This is a genomic window from Rhodoferax sp. EU05-FHT12H12, assembly GCF_058791215.1.
On the sequence record NZ_JBYTDI010000003.1, the window covers coordinates 142,067 to 161,266 of the forward strand.

The 19,200-nt window shown below is 56.3% G+C and carries 22 protein-coding genes; 20 read left to right on the forward strand and 2 right to left on the reverse strand.

Features of this window, described 5'->3' with window-relative positions; all coding sequences use genetic code 11:
* Nucleotides 1-117: 117 nt before the first annotated feature.
* The 13 genes from fliF to fliR all read left to right on the forward strand — a co-directional run bounded on the left by fliF (nt 118) and on the right by fliR (nt 10,889).
* Nucleotides 118-1,815 carry a flagellar basal-body MS-ring/collar protein FliF gene (gene fliF / locus AC3WS7_RS10055; protein WP_296472019.1) on the forward strand — a complete coding sequence of 566 codons (1,698 nt, stop codon included), beginning with the start codon at nt 118-120 and terminating at the stop codon, nt 1,813-1,815.
* A gap of 21 nt (nt 1,816-1,836) precedes the next feature.
* Nucleotides 1,837-2,838: a flagellar motor switch protein FliG gene (gene fliG, locus AC3WS7_RS10060; RefSeq protein ID WP_296472021.1), complete on the forward strand. Its 1,002-nt coding sequence runs from the start codon at nt 1,837-1,839 to the stop codon at nt 2,836-2,838.
* Nucleotides 2,838-3,536 carry a FliH/SctL family protein gene (locus AC3WS7_RS10065; RefSeq protein WP_296472023.1) on the forward strand — a complete coding sequence of 233 codons (699 nt, stop codon included), beginning with the start codon at nt 2,838-2,840 and terminating at the stop codon, nt 3,534-3,536. The genes fliG and AC3WS7_RS10065 overlap by 1 nt, the downstream gene beginning before the upstream one ends.
* Nucleotides 3,523-4,950, forward strand: a complete 1,428-nt coding sequence (gene fliI / locus AC3WS7_RS10070) for a flagellar protein export ATPase FliI (RefSeq protein ID WP_492656250.1) — start codon at nt 3,523-3,525, stop codon at nt 4,948-4,950. The genes AC3WS7_RS10065 and fliI overlap by 14 nt, the downstream gene beginning before the upstream one ends.
* Nucleotides 4,951-4,971: 21 nt before the next feature.
* A complete protein-coding gene (gene fliJ / locus AC3WS7_RS10075; protein ID WP_492656251.1) occupies nt 4,972-5,442 on the forward strand; it encodes a flagellar export protein FliJ in 471 nt (156 codons plus the stop codon).
* Nucleotides 5,439-6,584, forward strand: a complete 1,146-nt coding sequence (locus AC3WS7_RS10080; RefSeq protein ID WP_492656252.1) for a flagellar hook-length control protein FliK — start codon at nt 5,439-5,441, stop codon at nt 6,582-6,584. Before fliJ ends, AC3WS7_RS10080 begins: the two co-directional genes overlap by 4 nt.
* A 173-nt stretch (nt 6,585-6,757) precedes the next feature.
* Nucleotides 6,758-7,276 (forward strand): flagellar basal body-associated FliL family protein, encoded by a 519-nt coding sequence (locus tag AC3WS7_RS10085; RefSeq protein ID WP_492656253.1) that lies wholly within the window; start codon nt 6,758-6,760, stop codon nt 7,274-7,276.
* Between the two features lie 19 nt (nt 7,277-7,295).
* Entirely contained in the window at nt 7,296-8,300 is a 1,005-nt protein-coding gene (fliM, locus tag AC3WS7_RS10090; RefSeq protein WP_296472034.1) for a flagellar motor switch protein FliM, read from the forward strand.
* Nucleotides 8,290-8,718, forward strand: coding sequence for a flagellar motor switch protein FliN (gene fliN, locus AC3WS7_RS10095; protein WP_296472036.1), 429 nt, complete (start codon nt 8,290-8,292; stop codon nt 8,716-8,718). The genes fliM and fliN overlap by 11 nt, the downstream gene beginning before the upstream one ends.
* Nucleotides 8,719-8,729: 11 nt before the next feature.
* A complete protein-coding gene (locus AC3WS7_RS10100; RefSeq protein WP_492656254.1) occupies nt 8,730-9,041 on the forward strand; it encodes a flagellar biosynthetic protein FliO in 312 nt (103 codons plus the stop codon).
* A 28-nt stretch (nt 9,042-9,069) separates the two neighbouring features.
* Nucleotides 9,070-9,831 (forward strand): flagellar type III secretion system pore protein FliP, encoded by a 762-nt coding sequence (gene fliP / locus AC3WS7_RS10105; RefSeq protein ID WP_492656536.1) that lies wholly within the window; start codon nt 9,070-9,072, stop codon nt 9,829-9,831.
* Nucleotides 9,832-9,840: 9 nt separating this feature from the next.
* On the forward strand, nt 9,841-10,110 hold the full coding sequence (gene fliQ, locus AC3WS7_RS10110; RefSeq protein ID WP_094475570.1) for a flagellar biosynthesis protein FliQ: 270 nt from the start codon (nt 9,841-9,843) through the stop codon (nt 10,108-10,110).
* A gap of 5 nt (nt 10,111-10,115) precedes the next feature.
* Nucleotides 10,116-10,889, forward strand: a complete 774-nt coding sequence (fliR, locus tag AC3WS7_RS10115) for a flagellar biosynthetic protein FliR (RefSeq protein WP_492656255.1) — start codon at nt 10,116-10,118, stop codon at nt 10,887-10,889.
* 6 nt (nt 10,890-10,895) lie between these two features.
* On the opposite strand, the gene AC3WS7_RS10120 is transcribed toward fliR, so the two are convergent.
* Nucleotides 10,896-11,525, reverse strand: a complete 630-nt coding sequence (locus tag AC3WS7_RS10120; RefSeq protein ID WP_492656256.1) for a response regulator — start codon at nt 11,523-11,525, stop codon at nt 10,896-10,898.
* Nucleotides 11,522-12,646: a sensor histidine kinase gene (locus tag AC3WS7_RS10125; RefSeq protein WP_492656257.1), complete on the reverse strand. Its 1,125-nt coding sequence runs from the start codon at nt 12,644-12,646 to the stop codon at nt 11,522-11,524. Before AC3WS7_RS10125 ends, AC3WS7_RS10120 begins: the two co-directional genes overlap by 4 nt.
* A 174-nt stretch (nt 12,647-12,820) precedes the next feature.
* Here AC3WS7_RS10125 and AC3WS7_RS10130 point away from each other — a divergent pair, with 174 nt between their 5' ends.
* The 7 genes from AC3WS7_RS10130 to AC3WS7_RS10160 are packed head-to-tail and all read left to right on the forward strand — an operon-like array spanning nt 12,821 to nt 19,066.
* The gene (locus AC3WS7_RS10130; protein WP_296472061.1) at nt 12,821-13,264 is read left to right on the forward strand and encodes a hypothetical protein; all 444 of its coding nucleotides are present in this window, start codon (nt 12,821-12,823) and stop codon (nt 13,262-13,264) included.
* Nucleotides 13,265-13,303: 39 nt separating this feature from the next.
* On the forward strand, nt 13,304-13,666 hold the full coding sequence (locus tag AC3WS7_RS10135; RefSeq protein WP_094475562.1) for a response regulator: 363 nt from the start codon (nt 13,304-13,306) through the stop codon (nt 13,664-13,666).
* A gap of 42 nt (nt 13,667-13,708) precedes the next feature.
* Nucleotides 13,709-15,817: a chemotaxis protein CheW gene (locus AC3WS7_RS10140; protein ID WP_296472045.1), complete on the forward strand. Its 2,109-nt coding sequence runs from the start codon at nt 13,709-13,711 to the stop codon at nt 15,815-15,817.
* A gap of 21 nt (nt 15,818-15,838) precedes the next feature.
* Nucleotides 15,839-16,327 carry a chemotaxis protein CheW gene (locus AC3WS7_RS10145; protein WP_296472047.1) on the forward strand — a complete coding sequence of 163 codons (489 nt, stop codon included), beginning with the start codon at nt 15,839-15,841 and terminating at the stop codon, nt 16,325-16,327.
* Nucleotides 16,328-16,360: 33 nt separating this feature from the next.
* Entirely contained in the window at nt 16,361-17,206 is an 846-nt protein-coding gene (locus tag AC3WS7_RS10150; protein WP_492656258.1) for a CheR family methyltransferase, read from the forward strand.
* A gap of 59 nt (nt 17,207-17,265) precedes the next feature.
* A complete protein-coding gene (gene cheD / locus AC3WS7_RS10155) occupies nt 17,266-17,970 on the forward strand; it encodes a chemoreceptor glutamine deamidase CheD (RefSeq protein ID WP_296472051.1) in 705 nt (234 codons plus the stop codon).
* Nucleotides 17,971-17,977: 7 nt separating this feature from the next.
* Nucleotides 17,978-19,066 carry a protein-glutamate methylesterase/protein-glutamine glutaminase gene (locus AC3WS7_RS10160; RefSeq protein WP_492656259.1) on the forward strand — a complete coding sequence of 363 codons (1,089 nt, stop codon included), beginning with the start codon at nt 17,978-17,980 and terminating at the stop codon, nt 19,064-19,066.
* The last annotated feature ends 134 nt before the right edge of the window (nt 19,067-19,200 follow it).

Genomic DNA, 19,200 nt, shown 5'->3' on the forward strand with positions numbered 1-19,200 from the left:
TTTTTGAATTGCTGGGTAAAGCGGGTGCTTATTACCCTAATGTTTTTGGGGGTGGGTCGAATAATCAGCCCCATTACGTCCGGCGAGCCACGCCCCACCGCACTGGAACCCATGGATATGCAAGCTGTAGCCACCGTCCCCGTCAACCCCACCATCGGGCAACGTTTTGCCGCGATGGATCAGGGCCAGCGCATGCGCCTGGCCTTGGGGGTGTTGCTGTTTGTGGCGATTGGCATCGTGGGTCTGGTGATGGGGCGACAGGCCGAGTGGCGGGTGCTGTACTCCAACCTGGCGGACAAGGACGGGGGCGCTGTGATCGCCCAGCTCAGTACCCTGAACGTTCCATATAAGTACACCGAGGGTGGTGGCGCCATCCTGGTGCCCGCCGATCGCGTGCACGATGTCCGCCTCAAGCTGGCGTCTTTGGGCTTGCCCAAGGGGTCGGTCAACGGGTTTGAGATGATGGAGGCCAACCGCTTTGGCATGACCCAGTTTCAGGAGCGTTTGACCTTCCAGCGTGGCCTGGAAGGCGAGCTGACCCGGTCGATCCAGGCTTTGTCATCCGTGCAAAACGCCCGTGTGCACTTGGCACTGCCCAACCAGAATGGTTTTTTCCGCGAGCAGCAGAAGCCGTCGGCCTCCGTTTTGCTGAGTTTGCACCCCGGCCGTGCCTTGGACCGGACCCAACTGGCGGGCATCGTGCACTTGGTGGCCTCTAGCGTGCCCGAGATGAGCCCCAGTGCTGTCAGTGTGCTGGACGACTCCGGCAAGTTGCTGTCTGCCATGCCCGATGGCACTGGCGCGATGGGGGCCGACGCGGAGCAATTGCAGTATGTGCAGCAAATAGAGCAGCTCTATAGCCGTCGTATTCTCGATATTTTGGAGCCATTGGTTGGCAAGCAGAACGTCAAGGCCCAGGTCACCGCGGAGCTGGATTTCTCGCAAACCGAGTCGACCACCGAGTCGCACAAGCCCAACCAGACGCCCGACAGCAGTGCAGTGCGCAGCCAGCAGTTGGTGGAGAGCACCAATGGCGCGCAAGCCGGTCCACCGTCGGGTGTGCCGGGTGCCACCACCAACCAGCCACCCGCCCAGCCTGCGGCTCCCATCAATGGGCAGCCCCAAACGTTGGCAGCGGCCGGGCAGGCGGGGGGTGCGGCCGGAGCCAACAACTCGTCCAAGAAAGAGTCCATCATCAATTACGAAGTGGACAAGACGGTGCGTGTGGTCAAAGGCGCCACCGGGGTGATCAAGCGCATCAATGCGGCTGTGGTGCTCAACAACCAGAGCAGCACCGATGACAAGGGCAAGGTGACCAGCATCCCGCTGACCGAGGCGCAGCTGGAAAAAATGACCGCCCTGGTGCGTGAAACCGTGGGTTTCAGCCAAGACCGTGGCGATTCGGTCAATGTGGTGAACGCCGCCTTTGCCGCGCCCGTGGTGGACAGCACCGAGATCCCGGTGTGGCGCCAGCCGGAGGTGGTGGACCTGGCGCGCAGCTTGGCGTGGCCCTTGGGCACGCTGGGTTTGGCTGCGCTGGTCTTGCTGGGTGTCATTCGCCCGGCCATGAAGTCACTGACGCAGCCCCCTGCAGCGGCCGAGCCATTGGGTGAGGAGCGTGGCGGCCAACTGGACGCCCTGGAGTCCGAGCAACCTGACCGTCCGCAGTTGGGTGGCCCCATCGCAGAAACAGGAACTGCCGTTGTGTCGCATGGCGAGCTACGCCTGGAAGATGCCCGCAAGCTGACCCGCGACAACCCCGCTGCGGTGGCCAACATTGTCAAAGCGTGGATGAACGGCGAGGCGCCGGCCTGACGGTCAGCGCAAAATAGCACCATGGCAAACGACGACGGACTCCAAGACGCGGCAATCCTCATGATGTCTCTGGGTGAAGCAGAGGCATCGGAGGTGTTCAAACACCTGTCACCCAAGGAGGTGCAGCGTCTGGGCGAGGCGATTGCCAAGACCACCCAACTCTCGCGCGAAAAAGTGGACGAGGTTGTTGAAAAATTCACCGGCGTGGCGGCTTCGCAGAGTCTGCTGGTGTCCAATTCGGGCGACTATGTGCGCTCGGTGCTCAAGCTGGCCTTGGGGGATGACAAGGCGGCCTTGCTGATTGATCGCATTTTGCAGGGCGGCGATGTGTCGGGCATCGAGAGCTTGAAGTGGATGGACCCCTTGAGTGTGGCCGAGTTGCTGCGCAACGAACACCCGCAGATCGTGGCCGCCATTCTGGTGCATCTGGACTATGACCAGGCGGCCGATGTGCTCAAGCACCTGACCGAACGCCAGCGCAACGAGGTCATGCTGCGCGTGGCCACCATGGAAGGTATCCAGCCCACGGCGCTGAAGGATTTGAACGAAGTGCTGTTCAAGGTGCTGGCCGGCGGAGACAAGATCCGCAAGTCCTCGCTGGGCGGTATCAAGACTGCTGCAGAAATGATCAACCTGATGGGTACTGCTATCGAGGGCACGGTGATTGAGTCCATCCGCAGCCACGATGCGGATCTGGCCCAAAAGATCATGGACAAGATGTTTGTGTTCGACGACGTGATCAAGCTCGACGACAAGGCCATCCAAATGGTGCTCAAGGAGGTGTCCTCCGATGTGCTCATCGTGGCTCTCAAGGGTGCCCAGCCTGAACTCAAGGAAAAAATCCTGGCCAATATGTCTTCGCGTGCGGCGGCCACGCTCAGGGAGGATCTGGAGTCCCGCGGTCCCATGCGCTTGTCCGAGGTCGAGGCGCAGCAGAAAGAAATTCTCAAGACGGTGCGCCGCCTGGCCGACGAGGGGCAAATTGTCATTGGCAGTGGAGGTGGCGACGACGCCATGGTCTGATGTCCCGTAACCAAGCACGCTTTATTTCTGGCGAAGATGTCGCCACCGTTACCGAGTGGGACTTTGGCGCCGTAGACCAATCGGCGGTGCGTTTTGCCGCCAAGCTCAAAGCCCAGGCAGAGGCAGAGGAACAGGCCAAAGAGGACGGGGCCCGCCAAGCTGGCTATGCCGAGGGGTACGCCGAAGGGTATGCCCAGGGCCACGCGCAGGCCACGCTGGAGGGGCAGCGCCAGATCAACGAATACATTGCCACCCAGGGCCAGGACCTCACAGCCAACTTTGCGGCCCTGTTCGAGCAGGCCAGCGCCCAGCTGGCGGCTTCGGAGCAGGTGATGGCCCAGGGCGTGCTGGAGCTGGCCTGCGAGTTGGCGCGGCAGGTACTGCGCCATGAACTCTCCACCAATCCCAACGCCCTGCAGCCCGTGGTGCGCGAGGCGCTGGGCATGCTGGCCGTCGATAGCAAAGCTGCCGTGGTGCGCCTGCACCCGCTGGACTTGGAGGTGTTGGCGGAGGTGTTGCGACAGGAGTTTTCCAGCTTGGCCCTGACGTTGCTGCCGGACGCCTCCGTAGCCCGCGGGGGGTGCCTGGTGGAGTCGGCCGGTACGGTGGTGGACGGCACGGTTCAGAAGCGCTGGCAGCGTGCGCTGGCCAGTTTGGGTTTTGACAGCCCCTGGGAGCCGCGTGATGACGATGCATGAAACCAGCTCATCTGCGCCCAAGTGGCAGGCTTTTTTGCAGGGCGCACGTCAGCAGGTAGCCCAAGAATCTACGCTGGAGGTCCGGGGGACCCTGACGCGCCTGGCTGGCTTGGTGTTAGAGGCTAGCGGAATTCGCATGCCCGTAGGCTCGCAATGTGTGGTGACCATGAAGGCGCGCGAGCCGGTGCTGGCCGAGGTGGTCGGGTTTTCTGGCGACCGTGCCTACTTGATGCCCGCGGGTGACGTCCATGGCCTTTCCAGTGGTGCCGGTGTGGCCGTTGCGTCGGCCTATGTGCCCGTGCCACGTCTGGGCGAAGCCCCCCCCGCCCGTGATCTGAATGCCGCCGGTCTGTTGCGCCTGCCCTTGGGTGATGGCCTGTTGGGGCGGGTGGTGGATTCTCAGGGGGCGCCTATGGACCGCATGGGGCCGCTGCAAGATGTGGTGTCCAAGCCCATGGACCGCAAACCCATCAATGCCATGGACCGTGCGCCTGTGCGCGACCCCCTGGATACCGGCGTTCGCTCCATCAACGCCTTGCTGACCGTCGGGCGCGGTCAACGTCTGGGTCTGTTTGCGGGTTCGGGCGTGGGCAAGAGTGTGTTGCTGGGGATGATGGCGCGCTACACCCAGGCGGATGTGATTGTGGTGGGCCTGATTGGCGAGCGGGGCCGGGAAGTCAAGGAATTCATTGAAGACATTCTTGGGGCGGATGGCCGCGCGCGTTCGGTGGTGGTGGCCGCACCTGCGGATGCGCCACCGCTGCTGCGCATGCAGGGCGCCTCTTATGCGACGGCGATTGCCGAACATTTTCGGGACCAGGGCCGCCATGTGCTCCTGCTCATGGACTCGCTAACCCGCTATGCCATGGCACAACGTGAGATTGCGTTGGCGATTGGCGAACCGCCTGCGACCAAGGGGTATCCACCGTCCTGCTTTGCCAAGCTGCCGCAGTTGGTAGAGCGCAGCGGCAATGGCTTGCATGGTGTGGGGTCCATCACGGCTTTTTACACCGTGCTGTCCGAGGGGGATGACCAGCAGGACCCGATTGCCGATGCTGCGCGTGCGATTCTGGATGGGCACATTGTGCTGTCCCGGCGCTTGGCGGAGGCGGGGCATTATCCGGCCATCGATGTCGAGCAGTCCGCCTCGCGGGTGATGCACAACGTGGTGCCGCGCGCGCATTTTGAGCTGGCTCGGCGCTTCCGCAGCCTGTACTCCAAATACGAAAAAGGACGGGATCTGGTGCAAATTGGTGCCTATGCGCAAGGTTCAGACCCCCTGCTGGATGAGGCCATTGCCCTGCATCCGCCCATGCACCAGTTCCTGCAGCAGGACATGTTGGAAGCCTCTGGCATGGAGGAGGCCCTGCTGGGCATGGAGATGTGTACCTCCCTGTCGCGGCCTGGCCCCTAATGCGCTTTCTTGAAACTCACCATGAACCACTCCTTCCACGGTCTGCAACTTGCGATTGAGCTGGCTGAGCGCCAGCGCGACGAGCTGGCACAGGTGCTGGCGCGGGCACAACGCCAGGCGCAGATGGGGCAGCAGCAGTTGCAGCAGTTGCAAAGTTATGCCCAAGATACCGATGCTCGCTGGATACAGGGCCATCACACAGCCCTGTCGCCAGAGTTGATTCGGCACCATTACCAGTTTGTGGAGCGCTTGCAGCACGCCATGGGCATGCAGGATGGCGTGATTGCCAATCTGGCGCGGCAGGAAGCCCAATGTCGCGCTTCGCTGGTGCAGGCCGAGATGCGGGTGTCGGGTTTGAAGCAGGTGCTGGAGACGCGCAAGTTGTCGCTGGCGGCCACCGAGCAGCGTCGCGAGCAGGGGCGTATGGATGAAATGGCTGCCATGGTCCACGCACGCAGGGTGGCAGCTGCCCATTTGGAGGACACACGATGACGATCGAAACAACTTCCGCCGGTCACGGCCTGGCCAAAACGCCCCCAACTGCTGCCGGCGGCAAAGGAAAGGGCGCACCTGCACTTGCTGGCGACGCGTCGGGATTTTTCGCCATGCTAGGGGCCGCAGACGATGCGCTTACGGTGGCTGCGGATGCATCGGACTTATTGGGCGACGGCAGTGGTGCGTTGGCTGGGGGCGAGCCCCAGGATGAGGATGCGCTAGCGTCTGCGACTGATGTAACGGCCTTGGCCGGCTGGGTATTGGGTGTGCCCGTGACCGCAGGGCAGACTGCGCCCGCATCCGAGGAGCACGCGCCCTCCCAGCAAGGGGCTGCTTTTTTCGGTGTGAAGCGGCCCTCCTGGTCTGCATCGGGCGCGGAGAGTGCCGTTGCTACCGGACTTTTGGCGGCGGGGCACAAGAGCGCCAAACCGGTCAGTACGGCAGACTTGCAGAAAGCGCAGGCCACCCCCCTGCCAGCCGCGCAGCCCGCCGGCGACGATACCGCGCAAGTACGGGTTGACATGGAGATGGTGCATCTGCAAGAGCTGGTGTCTACCGTGGGCATGGAAAACCGGGTCGTACCCGCCCCCGTCTCCGGCCAGGCGCCCATGGCAGAGCGCCGTCTGTGGGAACCGGTTGCCGGCAAGCCGGTGTCTGCGGATGCGGTGTACTTGCAACCCCAGTCCACATCTGCCCCCATGGGGATGGATGGTGTGGTGGCCACCCAAGCCAGTGGGTCGATCGAGTCTTATGTCGCGGAGCAGGTGACCTATTGGATTGCGCAGGATGTTCAGAATGCTGAACTCACGCTGGATGGCATGGGTTTGAGCCCGGTTGAAGTGAGTATTAGCATGCAGGGAAATGAAGCCCAGGTTTCCTTTAGAACGGATGAATTGCACGCACGGGATGCCATTGAGAAGGCCGCTGAGCAACTGAAGGATTCGCTACAACGTCAGGGGGTGGTGTTGACTGGCATGTCCGTTGGCACTTCGCACAGTGGTGAGGCATCGGGGCATGGGGGGGGGCGGCCACGCCAAGAAGGGCGGCAGGCAAGCATAGCGGTCCAGGTGCCAGTGCTTGCAGACAGTCCGGCGCGGCCCAAGATTCCCCAGGGCAGGGCATTGGATCTCTTCGTGTGAGTCTAGGTTTGTGTCAATAATGGCAGCGGTGGCTGAATATCCCACCTTATTCGTGCTTAGGTGGCCTGTGACTCCATCAATAATCCGACTACCGTCTTTAATGTAAGGATCCAACCGTGTCAGCAAAACCCGATGCCGCAGATGCCGCCAAGGCCCCCGCCAAGAGCAAAAAGATGCTGATCATCATCGTGGCTGCTGTGTTGGTGCTTGTGTTGGGCGGTGCCGCTGCCTTCTTTGTCATCAGCAAACAGCGTGCTGCCTCCGAAGATGGGGAGGAGGTCGCTCCCACAAAAGCAGCGGCCCACGCCGATCCCAAGGCCCCTCCCGCGTATTTGCCGCTGGATGCTATGGTGGTGAATCTGGCCGATCCTGGCGGTGAGCGAGTGGCGCAGATAGGCATTACTTTGGAGGTGATGGATGCCAAGTCGTCGGATTCTGTCAAGGCTTACCTGCCAACCATCCGCAGCGGCATTTTGATGTTGATCTCTCAGCGGACTGCAGAGGAGCTGCTCAAGGCAGAGGGCAAAGAAAAACTGGCCGCTGATATTTTGCAGGTTGCCTCCATCCCCTTTGGCGGGGGTGAAGATGCGCATGAAGAGGAAACTGCATCCACCAAAAAGAAGAAAAGTAAACCCGCGCCGATTCAGTACCCTGTGGTCGGGGTGCTTTTCTCCAGTTTCATTGTGCAATAGGGGTGAACAGGACTGAACTATGAGTGAGTCGTTTCTTTCTCAAGAGGAAGTTGATGCGCTCCTGGAAGGCGTTACTGGCGAGAGCCAGAAGACGGTCGAGGAAGCTGCTGAGCACGGCGAAGTCCGCTCTTACAACATTTCTAGCCAGGAAAGAATCGTTCGTGGGCGCATGCCCACGATGGAAATCGTCAACGAGCGGTTTGCGCGTAACCTGCGCGTGGGTTTGTTTAACTTTATTCGCCGAAGCCCTGAAATTTCGGTAGGCCCGGTGGCGGTGCAGCGCTACAGCGCTTTTTTACGCGAATTGGCAGTTCCGACCAATTTCAATATTGTGGCCATCCGTCCGTTGCGGGGGAGTGGTTTGATCGTGTGTGAGCCGGCGTTGGTCTTCGGTGTGATCGACACCTTGTATGGCGGAATCGGAAAATTTCAGACCCGAATTGAAGGACGTGATTTTTCTGCGACAGAACAACGTGTCATCAATCGCTTGGTGGAAGTCATTACCACAGAGTACAAAAAGGCTTGGAAGGGCATCTATCCGCTGGAGTTGGAGTACCAGCGCAGCGAGATGCAGCCGCAGTTTGCCAACATCGCAACGCCCAGCGAAATTGTGATCTCGACCTCTTTTCAGTTGGAAATTGGGGATATCACAGGCGCAATTCATTTCAGTTTCCCGTATTCGACGTTGGAGCCTATTCGGGATGTGCTTTACTCATCCACCCAGGGGGACTCCATAGAGGTGGATCGCCGTTGGGTGAATGTGCTTACGCGGGAGATTCAAGCCGCAGAGGTCACGCTGGTGGCCGAGTTGGCGCGCGCGGATGCGACGGTGGAGCAATTGCTTGTCATGAAAAAAGGGGACTTCATTGAACTGAACCGTGAGCCACGCATCCAAGCAACGGTGGATGGTGTCCCTATCTTTGAGTGCCAATACGGCACTCACAATTCAAAGTACGCCATTCGCATAGAGAAAGCGCTGCGGGGCAACGACCAAAACTGGTTGGGAGAACGAAATGGCATCTGAAGAAAAACCCGAAGACACTGCTGCCGACGATGGCATGGCCGACTGGGCGGAGGCGCTGCTGGAGCAGAAAGCCACGGAGTCCGGGCCTGAGTCCGGTGGCCCTTTGTCTGGTGAGCCACCCAAACCGTTCAGTTCGGGCGGCGAGGGGCATGCCAACGACATCAATATGGTGTTGGATATCCCCGTACAGCTTTCTGTAGAACTCGGGCGTACCAAGGTTCCCATCAAACACATCCTGCAGTTGGGCCAAGGGTCGGTGGTGGAGTTGGACGCATTGGCGGGCGAACCCATGGATGTCCTGGTCAACGGTTATCTGATCGCCCAAGGTGAAGTGGTGGTGGTGAACGACAAATTCGGCATCCGACTCACGGATGTGGTGACCCCCTCTGAGCGGTTGCGGCGCGTCAGCAAGAATTAGTCTGGATCGATATGACGCAGCAACTGCTTTTGGTTGGCGCTTTTTTGGCTGCTCTGGCTGCATTGCCATGGTTTTTGCGTTGGCTGCGTGGGCGCATGGCGTCTGGGGTGATGGACGCAGGCCGGCAAAGTCGCTTTATTTCTGCAGTGGCGGTAGGCCCCAATCAAAGAGTGGTTACAGTTGAAGTCGGCCCAGATAACGCAAGGGTTTGGCTGACTTTGGGGGTGAGTGTGCAGTCCATTGCCTTGTTGCACACCGCACCAGTCAGCGTCGCCGTGTCCCGTGATGAGGACTCTGAGACGCTACCGCACCCGCGTGCATGAGCAGTTCGCCTGAAATTTGAAAGAAACGATGTGCTTGGGACGCTTCGGTAATTGGATTCGCTTCGGTCTGGGTGTTGTGTGCCTTGGGGGTGCTGCCGTGGGATTTGCACAGACTCCTGGGCAACTGCCCTTGCTGGTCGGCACCGGCAGCGGAGGGATGAATTTTTCTGTTCCTATTCAGACCTTGCTGTTTTTCACCGCGCTGTCGTTCATCCCTGCGGTGTTATTGATGATGACAAGCTTCACGCGGATTGTGATTGTGCTTTCTCTATTGCGGCAAGCGCTGGGAACCCAATCCTCCCCGCCGAACCAGGTCATCATTGGACTCTCCTTGTTTCTCACCTTGTTCGTGATGGGGCCCACATTTGACCGGATGTATGCCGATGCGTACGAACCCTACAGCCGAAGCGTCCTTTCGTTTGAGCAGGCGCTTGGCAAAGCGGAGCTGCCTTTGCGTGAGTTCATGGTCAAGCAAACGCGCCAATCTGATTTCTCCTTGTTCGCGAAGTTGGCCAAACTTGATGCCGGTGTGAAGGCTGATACTGCGCCTCTGCGGGTGTTGGTTCCCGCTTTTGTGATCAGTGAGCTGAAATCGGCATTTCAAATCGGATTTATGATTTTCATCCCATTTCTCGTGATCGACATTGTGGTGGCCAGCGTGCTGATGTCTTTGGGGATGATGATGTTGTCACCGGTGCTGGTGGCCTTGCCCTTTAAGCTGATGCTGTTTGTGTTGGCCGACGGCTGGAATTTGCTGGTCGGCTCTCTGGCAGCAAGCTTTGTGACCTGAGGAGAGGGTATGAATGCGCAAACCGTTCTGACCATGGGGCAAGAGGCATTGTTGATGCTGCTTATGGTGTCCTCACCCGTGTTGGGGGCCGCGTTGTTGGTGGGCTTGTTGGTAAGCCTTTTTCAAGCAGTGACCCAGATTCATGAGGCTACCTTGGCCTTTGTGCCAAAGTTGGTGGCGGTGATTGCGGTGTTTGCCATTGCAGGTCCCTGGATGCTAACCATGTTGGTGGAGTACATCCGGCGGATGATTGAGGCCATTCCAGCTTCAGTGGTTTGAACGGCATGCCTGGAATTGCGTTTACGGAGGCGCAGATTCTGGCTTGGCTGTCGCCTTTACTCTGGCCCTTTTTGCGCGTCTTGGCTGTCTTTACCTCCGCGCCGGTCTTGTCGTCCAGGGCCGTGCCCATGCGCGTCAAAGTGGCGCTGGCTTTGTTTGTCGCGCTGGCTTGTCAAGCAACCATTCCTTCCTCCCTCAATTACAGCATCGCGTCGCCTGATGCCCTTGCGGTCGTGCTGCAGCAAGTTCTGATTGGCCTGTCGATTGGATTTGCCGTGCGCTTGGTGTTTGCTGCCATAGAGCTGGCTGGTGAGGTGGTCGGATTTCAAATGGGTTTGAATTTTGCATCCTTCTTTGACCCATCGATGAACTCTCAAAGCAGCGCTGTGGCTCGTTTTTTCGGGCAAATGGCAACGTTGCTGTTCGTGGTGCTCAACGGCCACATCATGGTGCTGCTGGCAGTCACCAAAAGTTTTGATGCGTTTCCTGTTAGCCCAAAGTTCTTGGAGTCTCTTGCTGCCATGCAACTTTACCGGCTGGGTACTGATTTGTTTGCCAGTGCACTGTGGATTGCGCTGCCCATGGTTGGCATGCTGCTGTTCACCAATTTGGCACTAGGTATTATTTCCCGCGTTGCACCGCAGATCAATATCTTCGCTGTGGGTTTCCCTGTGACTTTGGTGGTGGGGATCGTAGGGATTGCTGTGACGCTACCTGCGTTGGATCAGCCGATGCTTGCGTTGATGGAGAGGGCGATTGGCATCTTTTCAGGATCGTGATCGGGCTTAGACCAGTTCGTTTCGGATGGCGTACACCGCTAGCTCGGCGTTATTGCTGAGTCCCAGTTTCTCCAGTAGCCGTGCGCGGTATACGCTGACGGTCTTTGGGCTCAGCATCAGTTCCTCCGCAATGTCTGCCAAGCGTTTGCCAGAGGCAATTTTCAGCAAGGTTTGCAGTTCGCGCTCTGACAGGCGGGAATGAAGGGTTTCTGCGTTTGGGTTGGATAGTTGCTCCACCAGCATTTCGGAAACGGATGGTGTGACGTATCGGCGTCCTTGGGCGACCGACCGGACGGCACCAACTAGTTCATCCGGATTTCCCGCTTTGTTCAAATACCCATAGGCCCCCGCTTTGAGGCTGCGGATGGCGTATTGGTCTTCCGAGAACATGGACACGATCAACACGCGGATATTGGGGTGGCTGTCTTGAATGGATGCCAAAACCTCCAGACCGCCTCGACCAGGCAAATTGAGGTCCAGTACCAGGACATCGCATGGACTATCGCGTAGGACGTCTTTCAGTTCAGCGTAGCTGCCCGACTCTCCCGTCACCTTTATATCCACTTGCTCCGACAGGGTGTCGCGAATTCCACGGCGGATCATGGCATGGTCATCGCACAGTACAACGTGGATCATGACTCACTCTCTTCTGTCGGATGTGCAGGCCCATTCAATGGGACCGATAGCGTAATCGTAGTCCCATTGCGTGGCGTTGAACTGACGTCCAGCCAGCCGCCGACCGACTTTGCGCGTTCGGCGAGTCCGCGTAACCCGTAAGAGTTTTGCTTTTGCAGTGCAGCTTTTTCCATGCCGGGCCCCCTATCCGCAATTTCTATGGTGAGTACGCCACCCAAATTAGAGATATCAATTCGTAGGTTGCTATCAATAGCGTATTTCGATGCATTGGTCAGTGCTTCTTGTGCCGTTCTATAGGCTGTCAACATGACGTCAGGTGTCAGTGTCATGGCCTCCGTGGCTGCGTTTACCTCCACGGTACACATGGTCCTTCGTTCAAACTCTCTTGCCAACCATTCAATCGAGGGAACGAGTCCTTGATCCAGGATGGCTGGGCGAAGATTTTTCATGATGCGTTGGCTGGCGTGCGCAGCGTGCTGGATCATGTCGCTGGCAGAGGCAATATGCTGCAAGCATCGCGTGTCTGTAGTGTGGCGTGCTAGCCATCCCAAGTCTAATCGGACGGCGGCGAGGGCTCCGCCAATGTCGTCATGTACCTCACGCGCAATGGATGCACGTTCACGCTCGATGGCGGTTTGCAGATGCCCTGCCAGTTCAGAAATTCTTTGTTCGGAGAGCGCTAATTCCTGGTCGGTTTTCTTCTTTGCGGCCTTGATAGCCTGCAGATCCAGAGTCCTTTGGATGATCCTGGGCAATGCAGTGATCTCATCTTTATGCAAATAGTCACTAATACCAATGTGAATAGCCTCGACCGCTGCGGCTTCACCGATGGTGCCTGACAAAATAACGAAGGGGGTATCACTGTGGCGGTCGTCCAGGCAATTCCAGGCATCGATGGCAGTGAAGTCTCCAAGTCGGTAATCGGCAATGACCAACTGGTACTTCCCTTCGGCCATCGCTTTCTTGAACATGGGCAAGGTATCAACACGCACCAAATTAAACGGTGTCTCCGCCTTGGACAGGATCCTTGCTGCCAATTGATGGTCGAGCAACGAGTCCTCTAAGTGGAGGATGTTTACCGCTTTGGCGTTGCTTTTTGCGCTGAATGTTGCCGATATCATGGTTCATTATGGTACCGGCGCCATTGGTGTTGAGCCCATGGTCATCACCCTGCGGCGCACTCAGAATTTTCCTGAGCGGGTCAGATTCCTGATACGCTAGGTGCGTGGTTTGGTTTGGTGATTCACAAGGATGCCGCGGATTGGTATAAAGACAGGCAAAGAGGAAAAAAGACAATGGAACCTTCGTCGATTTCGCCTGCTGCTCCTGCTGTGCAACTGCCGGTTATGCTCGTTGCAGAGGTTCAAGATTCCCTATTGGTGGTCGTACATGATTTAACTCGCTTGGACGGCTTGCTGGCGCATACCATGGAGAACCTCATGGAGCGTTTTACAACCGCAAGTGCGAATCTTGCGTCACCTGCGCTTATGGAGTCCCAAGAGTTGGAATTGGTGCGGAGTACTCTGCGGGCAGCCGTCACTGAGTTGCAGTTCCAAGATATGGCTTCCCAACTGATTGTTCATACTTCCAAAATTTTGCAAGGTTGTGCGTATCGGCTGGCCTCAGAGTCCATGGGGACAGAGGACGGAGAGGCGGTTCCTTTTGTTGAGGAGGTGCCGGAGCGGCCGAATCCTGTGACCCAAGACGAAATGGATGCCGGATCCATTGAGCTTTTTTGATTTTCACCACATTTTTAACGGAATATTTCGGAGCCTTTCATGCCTTTAATCCTTGCTGTTGATGACTCGCCGTCTATGCGGAAAATGGTCTCCTTTACGTTGACTGGGGCTGGTTACCAAGTGGTTGAGGCCGTGGACGGGCAAGATGCCTATGAGAAGGCGCAGGCGCAGAGTTTCGATTTGGTGCTGACTGATCAGAACATGCCGCGTTTGGATGGTTTGGGTCTGACACGCAAATTGCGCGAGCATCCGCAATTCAAGACGGTCCCCATTTTGATGTTGACGACTGAGTCGAGCGACCTGATGAAGCAGGCCGGACGTGCCGCGGGAGCCACCGGATGGTTGGTGAAGCCATTTGATCCCGCGCGACTGCTCGATGTGATCAAAAAAGTAATTCGTTGAAATTCAAAAATTCAACCGGGACGCAGAAAACAGGAGATTCAGATGGCTGAAATGCATACCGAAGGTGGTGCTGGCGGAGATTTTGACTTAAGTCAGTTTTACCAAATCTTCTTTGAAGAGGCTGGAGAAAATCTGGATCAGATGGAGCACATGCTTCTGAATCTGAATCTGGAAACTGCCGATGACGAAGAGTTGAATGGAATTTTTCGGTGCGCACACTCCGTAAAAGGTGGGGCTGCAACATTCGGTTTTGCGGATGTAGCGGAGCTGACTCACCAAATGGAGTCTCTGCTAGATCGTTTGCGTCGCCACGAACTTCAACCCAATGCTGCGATGGTCGATGTGCTGTTGGAGTCCGCGGATACGTCCAGGGGCCTGCTTGCACGGCATCAGTCGGGTGGCGAGGGAGTTGCTCCTCCCACTGCTGATTTGGTTCGGCGCATCAGCGTGCTCGCTGCTGGCGGCGGTCCTGCTCCGACTCCTGTTGCGGCTGCGGTGGCTCCGGTTGTCGCGGCGGCCCCGCTCCCCGCGCCACCTAAACCCGCTGCGCGACCTGATGGCGTACGTGGGTTACAGATCAGCATTGGTCCACTCGATCGACCCGAGCAAGCGGATGCTATTCAAGAGCTGTTCAGAGATATCCCCGGCTTGGGAAGCATTAAGGCGGCCGTGAGCGATCGCTCTGGCGTGCGCGTCTTTGACGTGGATACCACGTCTAGTGATGAGGACTTGTTGGATTTGTTTGCCTTCCATGTTGCGCGAGAAAAAGTCGCAATTCTGGAGCAATCGACGGATCATGTTGAGCCCCCGGTTGTCCAGAGCGGGGGCATTGATCAGATTGGGTTTGGGTTTTTTGATGGTTCACCGGGTGCGCCGCAAACTCCATCCACAACAGAGGTTGTGGCTACCCCTGTAATGGAGCCTGCGCTAATTATTCCCAAAGCTACGCCGGGAAAGGTTGCTTCCGCGGCTGCGGCGTCCCAGCCTGAGGCCGCCACAATACGAGTCGCGATTAGCAAGGTTGATCAACTCATTAACTTGGTTGGTGAGTTGGTGATTACACAGGCCATGCTGGCGCAAAACAGCCGCGCGCTGGACCCCGCTGTGTATCAGCAACTATTGACTGGTTTGGCTGATTTGGATCGAAATACGCGTGATCTGCAAGAGTCAGTCATGTCGATCCGAATGATTCCAATGTCTATTGTTTTCAGTCGTTTCCCGCGCATGCTGCGTGACTTGGCGGGAAAGCTCGGCAAGAAAGTCGATTTTGTAACCCAGGGCGAGGCGACCGAGTTGGATAAGGGCTTGGTCGAGAAAATTACGGATCCTTTGACCCACTTAGTCAGAAACAGCTGCGATCACGGCGTTGAGATGCCTGCAGATCGTATTGCGGCGGGGAAGTCAGAAACTGGAACCATCACTTTGTCCGCGTCACACCAAGGGGGCTCAATCGTTATTGAAGTCCGTGATGATGGTCGTGGTTTGTCGCGCCCGAAGATCCTGGCGAAAGCGCGAGAGCGAGGGTTGGATGTGTCCGATCAAATGTCAGATGCCGAAGTTTGGCAACTCATTTTCGCACCTGGTTTTTCCACTGCTGCGGTGGTTACGGACGTCTCTGGACGGGGTGTTGGGATGGATGTTGTGAAGCGCAACATTGCAGCCCTCAATGGCACAGTGGAGATTGACTCTGCTGAGGGCTATGGAATGAAGGTGTCTGTGCGTCTGCCTTTGACGTTGGCCATCATGGATGGAATGTCCGTCGGAGTTGGAGACGAAGTCTACATTTTGCCGCTGTCGTCGGTGGTGGAGTCGTTCCAGGTAAAGGCTGATGCCGTTAGTACGGTTGGGCAGGGCTCGCAGCTGGTGAAGGTGCGTGATGAATACATGCCAGTGATTGAGCTGGAGAAGGTTTTCCAGATCCCGCGCTTCGATTTCGAGCGCTCCAGTGACATCATGGTGGTTGTCGAGGCGGAGGGTATTCGAGTCGCCCTACTGGTGGACGAATTGCTTGGGCAGCAACAAGTTGTTGTCAAAAACCTAGAGTCGAATTATCGAAAGGTGCCGAATGTATCCGGTGCGACCATTTTGGGAGATGGCAAGGTTGCTTTGATCCTTGATACGGGGGCGTTGGTGAGACGCTCACGTCATTGATAAAAGCCTAAGGAGAAGACCATGGGAATGATGGAAAAGCTGAATGAGTTGACGGCCTCTGGCGCGAGGGAGTATTTGACCTTCAGGTTGGATCAAGAAGAGTACGGAATCGACATCCTGAAAGTCCAGGAAATTCGCGGGTATGAGCCGCCGACTCGGGTGGCTAACGCGCCAAACTTCATCAAGGGTGTCGTCAATTTGCGTGGAACTATTGTTCCCATCGTGGATATGCGGTTGAAGTTCAATTGTTCCAAGGCTGAATACAACTCTTTTACCGTCGTAATCGTGCTGAATTTGCGAAGCCGCATCGTAGGCATTGTGGTTGACTCTGTAAGTGATGTGATGGAGTTGCCTCCAGAGAATTTGAAGTCAGCGCCGGACATCGACAGTGTGATTGATAGTGCTGCTGTACTTGGGTTGGGGTCTGTTGGCGACAGGATGCTGATTCTTCTTGATATAGAGCGGCTAATGTCTGCTTCTGAGATGGGACTGGTCAGCGCGTCCGATTAGCCACTTGATCAAATTTTGGAGCGCATTCGCAACATGGCTTTGCCACCCACTCAAGCCGCCGGAGAGATGCAAGGTCGTGAATTCGCGTGGACTAACTCCGATTTCGACCATGTTCAAAAACTGATCTATCAGCGTGCCGGTATCAGCCTGCATGATGGCAAGCATGCAATGGTGTATAGCCGGTTATCGCGACGATTGCGGGATACTGGGCATAACAGTTTCAGAGAGTATTTGAGTTGGCTGGAGTCAACAGACGGGCCCGAATGGCAGGAGTTTGTTAATGCGCTGACCACTAACCTCACCTCTTTTTTTCGGGAGCATCACCATTTCGAAATCTTTTCAGATTTTTTGAAATCTCGTACGTCATCACCCGAGTGCAGGATTTGGTGTAGCGCAGCGTCCACTGGCGAGGAGCCGTACTCAATCGCTATGACAGCATCAGAGGTGCTTGGCAAGTCGAAATTCTCATTGCAAGCAAGTGACATTGATTCAAAGGTGCTGGCAACTGCCGCACAGGGAGTCTATCGGCAGGAGGGGCTAAAAGGGGTTCCGGCCGAATTTGTGCGTAAGTATTTTTTGCGCGGAAAAGCGGGCAATGCTGGGTTGGTCAGAGTAAAGCCTGAGTTGCGTCATGCAATTGAGTTCTTAATCGTGAACCTCATCAAGGACGACTGGCCATTCCGAGATCCTTTTGATGCTGTCTTTTGTCGAAACGTGATGATTTATTTCGATAGCGCAACACAGAGGAGGGTGTTGGAGAAAATCCACCGCTTCATGAAGCCTGGCGCCTTGTTGTTCGTTGGACATGCTGAGAACTTCAGTGATTCGCGAGATCTTTTTGTTCTCAAAGGCAAAACTGTTTACGAACGTTGTAGGTGAGAGTCCCTCGGCAGATCAGAAACCAGAAAACGACTCAACTGTTTGGATAGCAACTTCAAATGATTTCAACTTCAAGTAGTTTCGTCTCGGGAGCTCTCAGAGGTGGCGCCGCTGCCCCGTCTACAAAGACATTGGCAAGCGGGCGTGTGTCTCGAATTGAGCATTTAAAAGCTCAACCACGCAAGCCTGGAGAGGCATCTTTCTTTTATGCCGATCATCACTTTCAATACGATGCTGTGAAAGTACTACCTGGTGAGTACTACGTTTCTAATGAAGATCTCGTGATCATGACGGTTCTGGGGTCTTGCATTGCCGCCTGCATTTGGGACGGAAAAGCGCGCACCGGCGGAATGAATCACTTCATGCTGCCCGATGGTGACGGAGCGGATGGCTCTGGGCGGTATGGCTCGTACGCAATGGAGTTGCTAATCAACGAAATGCTGAAATTGGGAGCCCGGCGAGAAACAATGCAGGCGAAGATTTTTGGCGGGGCGCAGGTGATGGCCGGCTTCACCACCATGAATGTCGGTGAGCGCAACACCAAATTTGTATTGGACTATCTTGCCACGGAGCGCATCCCTGTCGTATCGCAGGATGTTTTGGATATCCACCCTCGCAAGGTTTGTTTCTTCCCAGTGACGGGGAAGGCTTTGGTGAAGCGCTTGGCACATTCGCATCCTGAGACCTTGGCTGTCGAGGAGCGGCGTGGCAATGCGGCCTCCGTTGCGAAGTCTACGCAGGGTGGCTCTGTAGATCTTTTTTGAGTTAGTAGTGATGAAGAAAATTCGTGTCGTTGTGGTGGATGACTCTGCCCTAGTGCGGAGTTTGTTGGCTGAGATCATCAATAAGCAGGCGGATATGCAGTGTGTCGGTGCGGCGAATGACCCGATTGTCGCGCGCGAGATGATTCGTGAGTTGGACCCCGATGTCATCACACTTGATATCGAGATGCCGAAAATGGATGGCCTCGATTTTTTAGGGCGTTTGATGCGATTGCGCCCCATGCCGGTTGTGATGATCTCCACGCTCACAGAGCGTGGCGCTGAGGTCACAATGAAGGCGTTGGAGTTGGGCGCTGTGGATTTCGTGGCTAAACCGCGTATCGGTTTGGTAGACGGAATCAAGGAGCTTGCGACCAATATTGTTGACAAGATTCGGGTGGCTGCGGCGGCAAAAATCCCGAAAATTTCCCGCGTTGCTTCGCCTCCGGTGGGGGCTGAGCAGTTGTCGAGTCTCAATAGCGCACCGATCGCTATTGGCCGCATCTCGACGGAGAAATTGATATTTATTGGTGCGTCAACTGGCGGCACCGAGGCAATCAAGGAGATCTTGATTCGATTGCCGGCCGACTCTCCTGGCGTGGTAATTACTCAGCACATGCCCCCTGGATTTACAACTAGCTTCGCTGCGCGCCTCAATGGGCTTTGCCAAATTACTGTGCAGGAGGCGGCCAATGGCGCACGTGTGTTGCCTGGCCATGCCTATGTAGCCCCAGGTGGCAAGCAGTTTTGGGTTGAAAAGAGTGGGGCTAATTATGTGTGTGTGGTTGCAGATGGAGAACTCGTTAATCGCCATCGACCTTCTGTCGAGGTTCTTTTTCGTTCGGCGGCAAAGGTGGCTGGCCGCAACGCTTTTGGAATCATGTTGACGGGTATGGGCAATGATGGTGCAAAAGCTATGAAAGAGATGAGGGATGCGGGTAGTTACAACTATGTGCAGGACGAGGCGAGTTGCATCGTATTTGGAATGCCGCGTGAGGCAATTTTAAATGGTGCCGCTGACGAGGTTCTTCCCTTGACTGACATCGCACCGGCTTTGCTTCAGCGCTTAAAAGGATCTTCAGATCGATATCGCGTGTAGATGATTTCTTCTGCTACACTGCGACCCCGCTTATGAATGAGCGAAAAAATCAAGCAGAAACTTTTGCTTGATTTGACAGGGCTTCAAAAAGTGTGTCATAATTCAAGGCTTCGCTGATCACAGCAAAGTAAGCG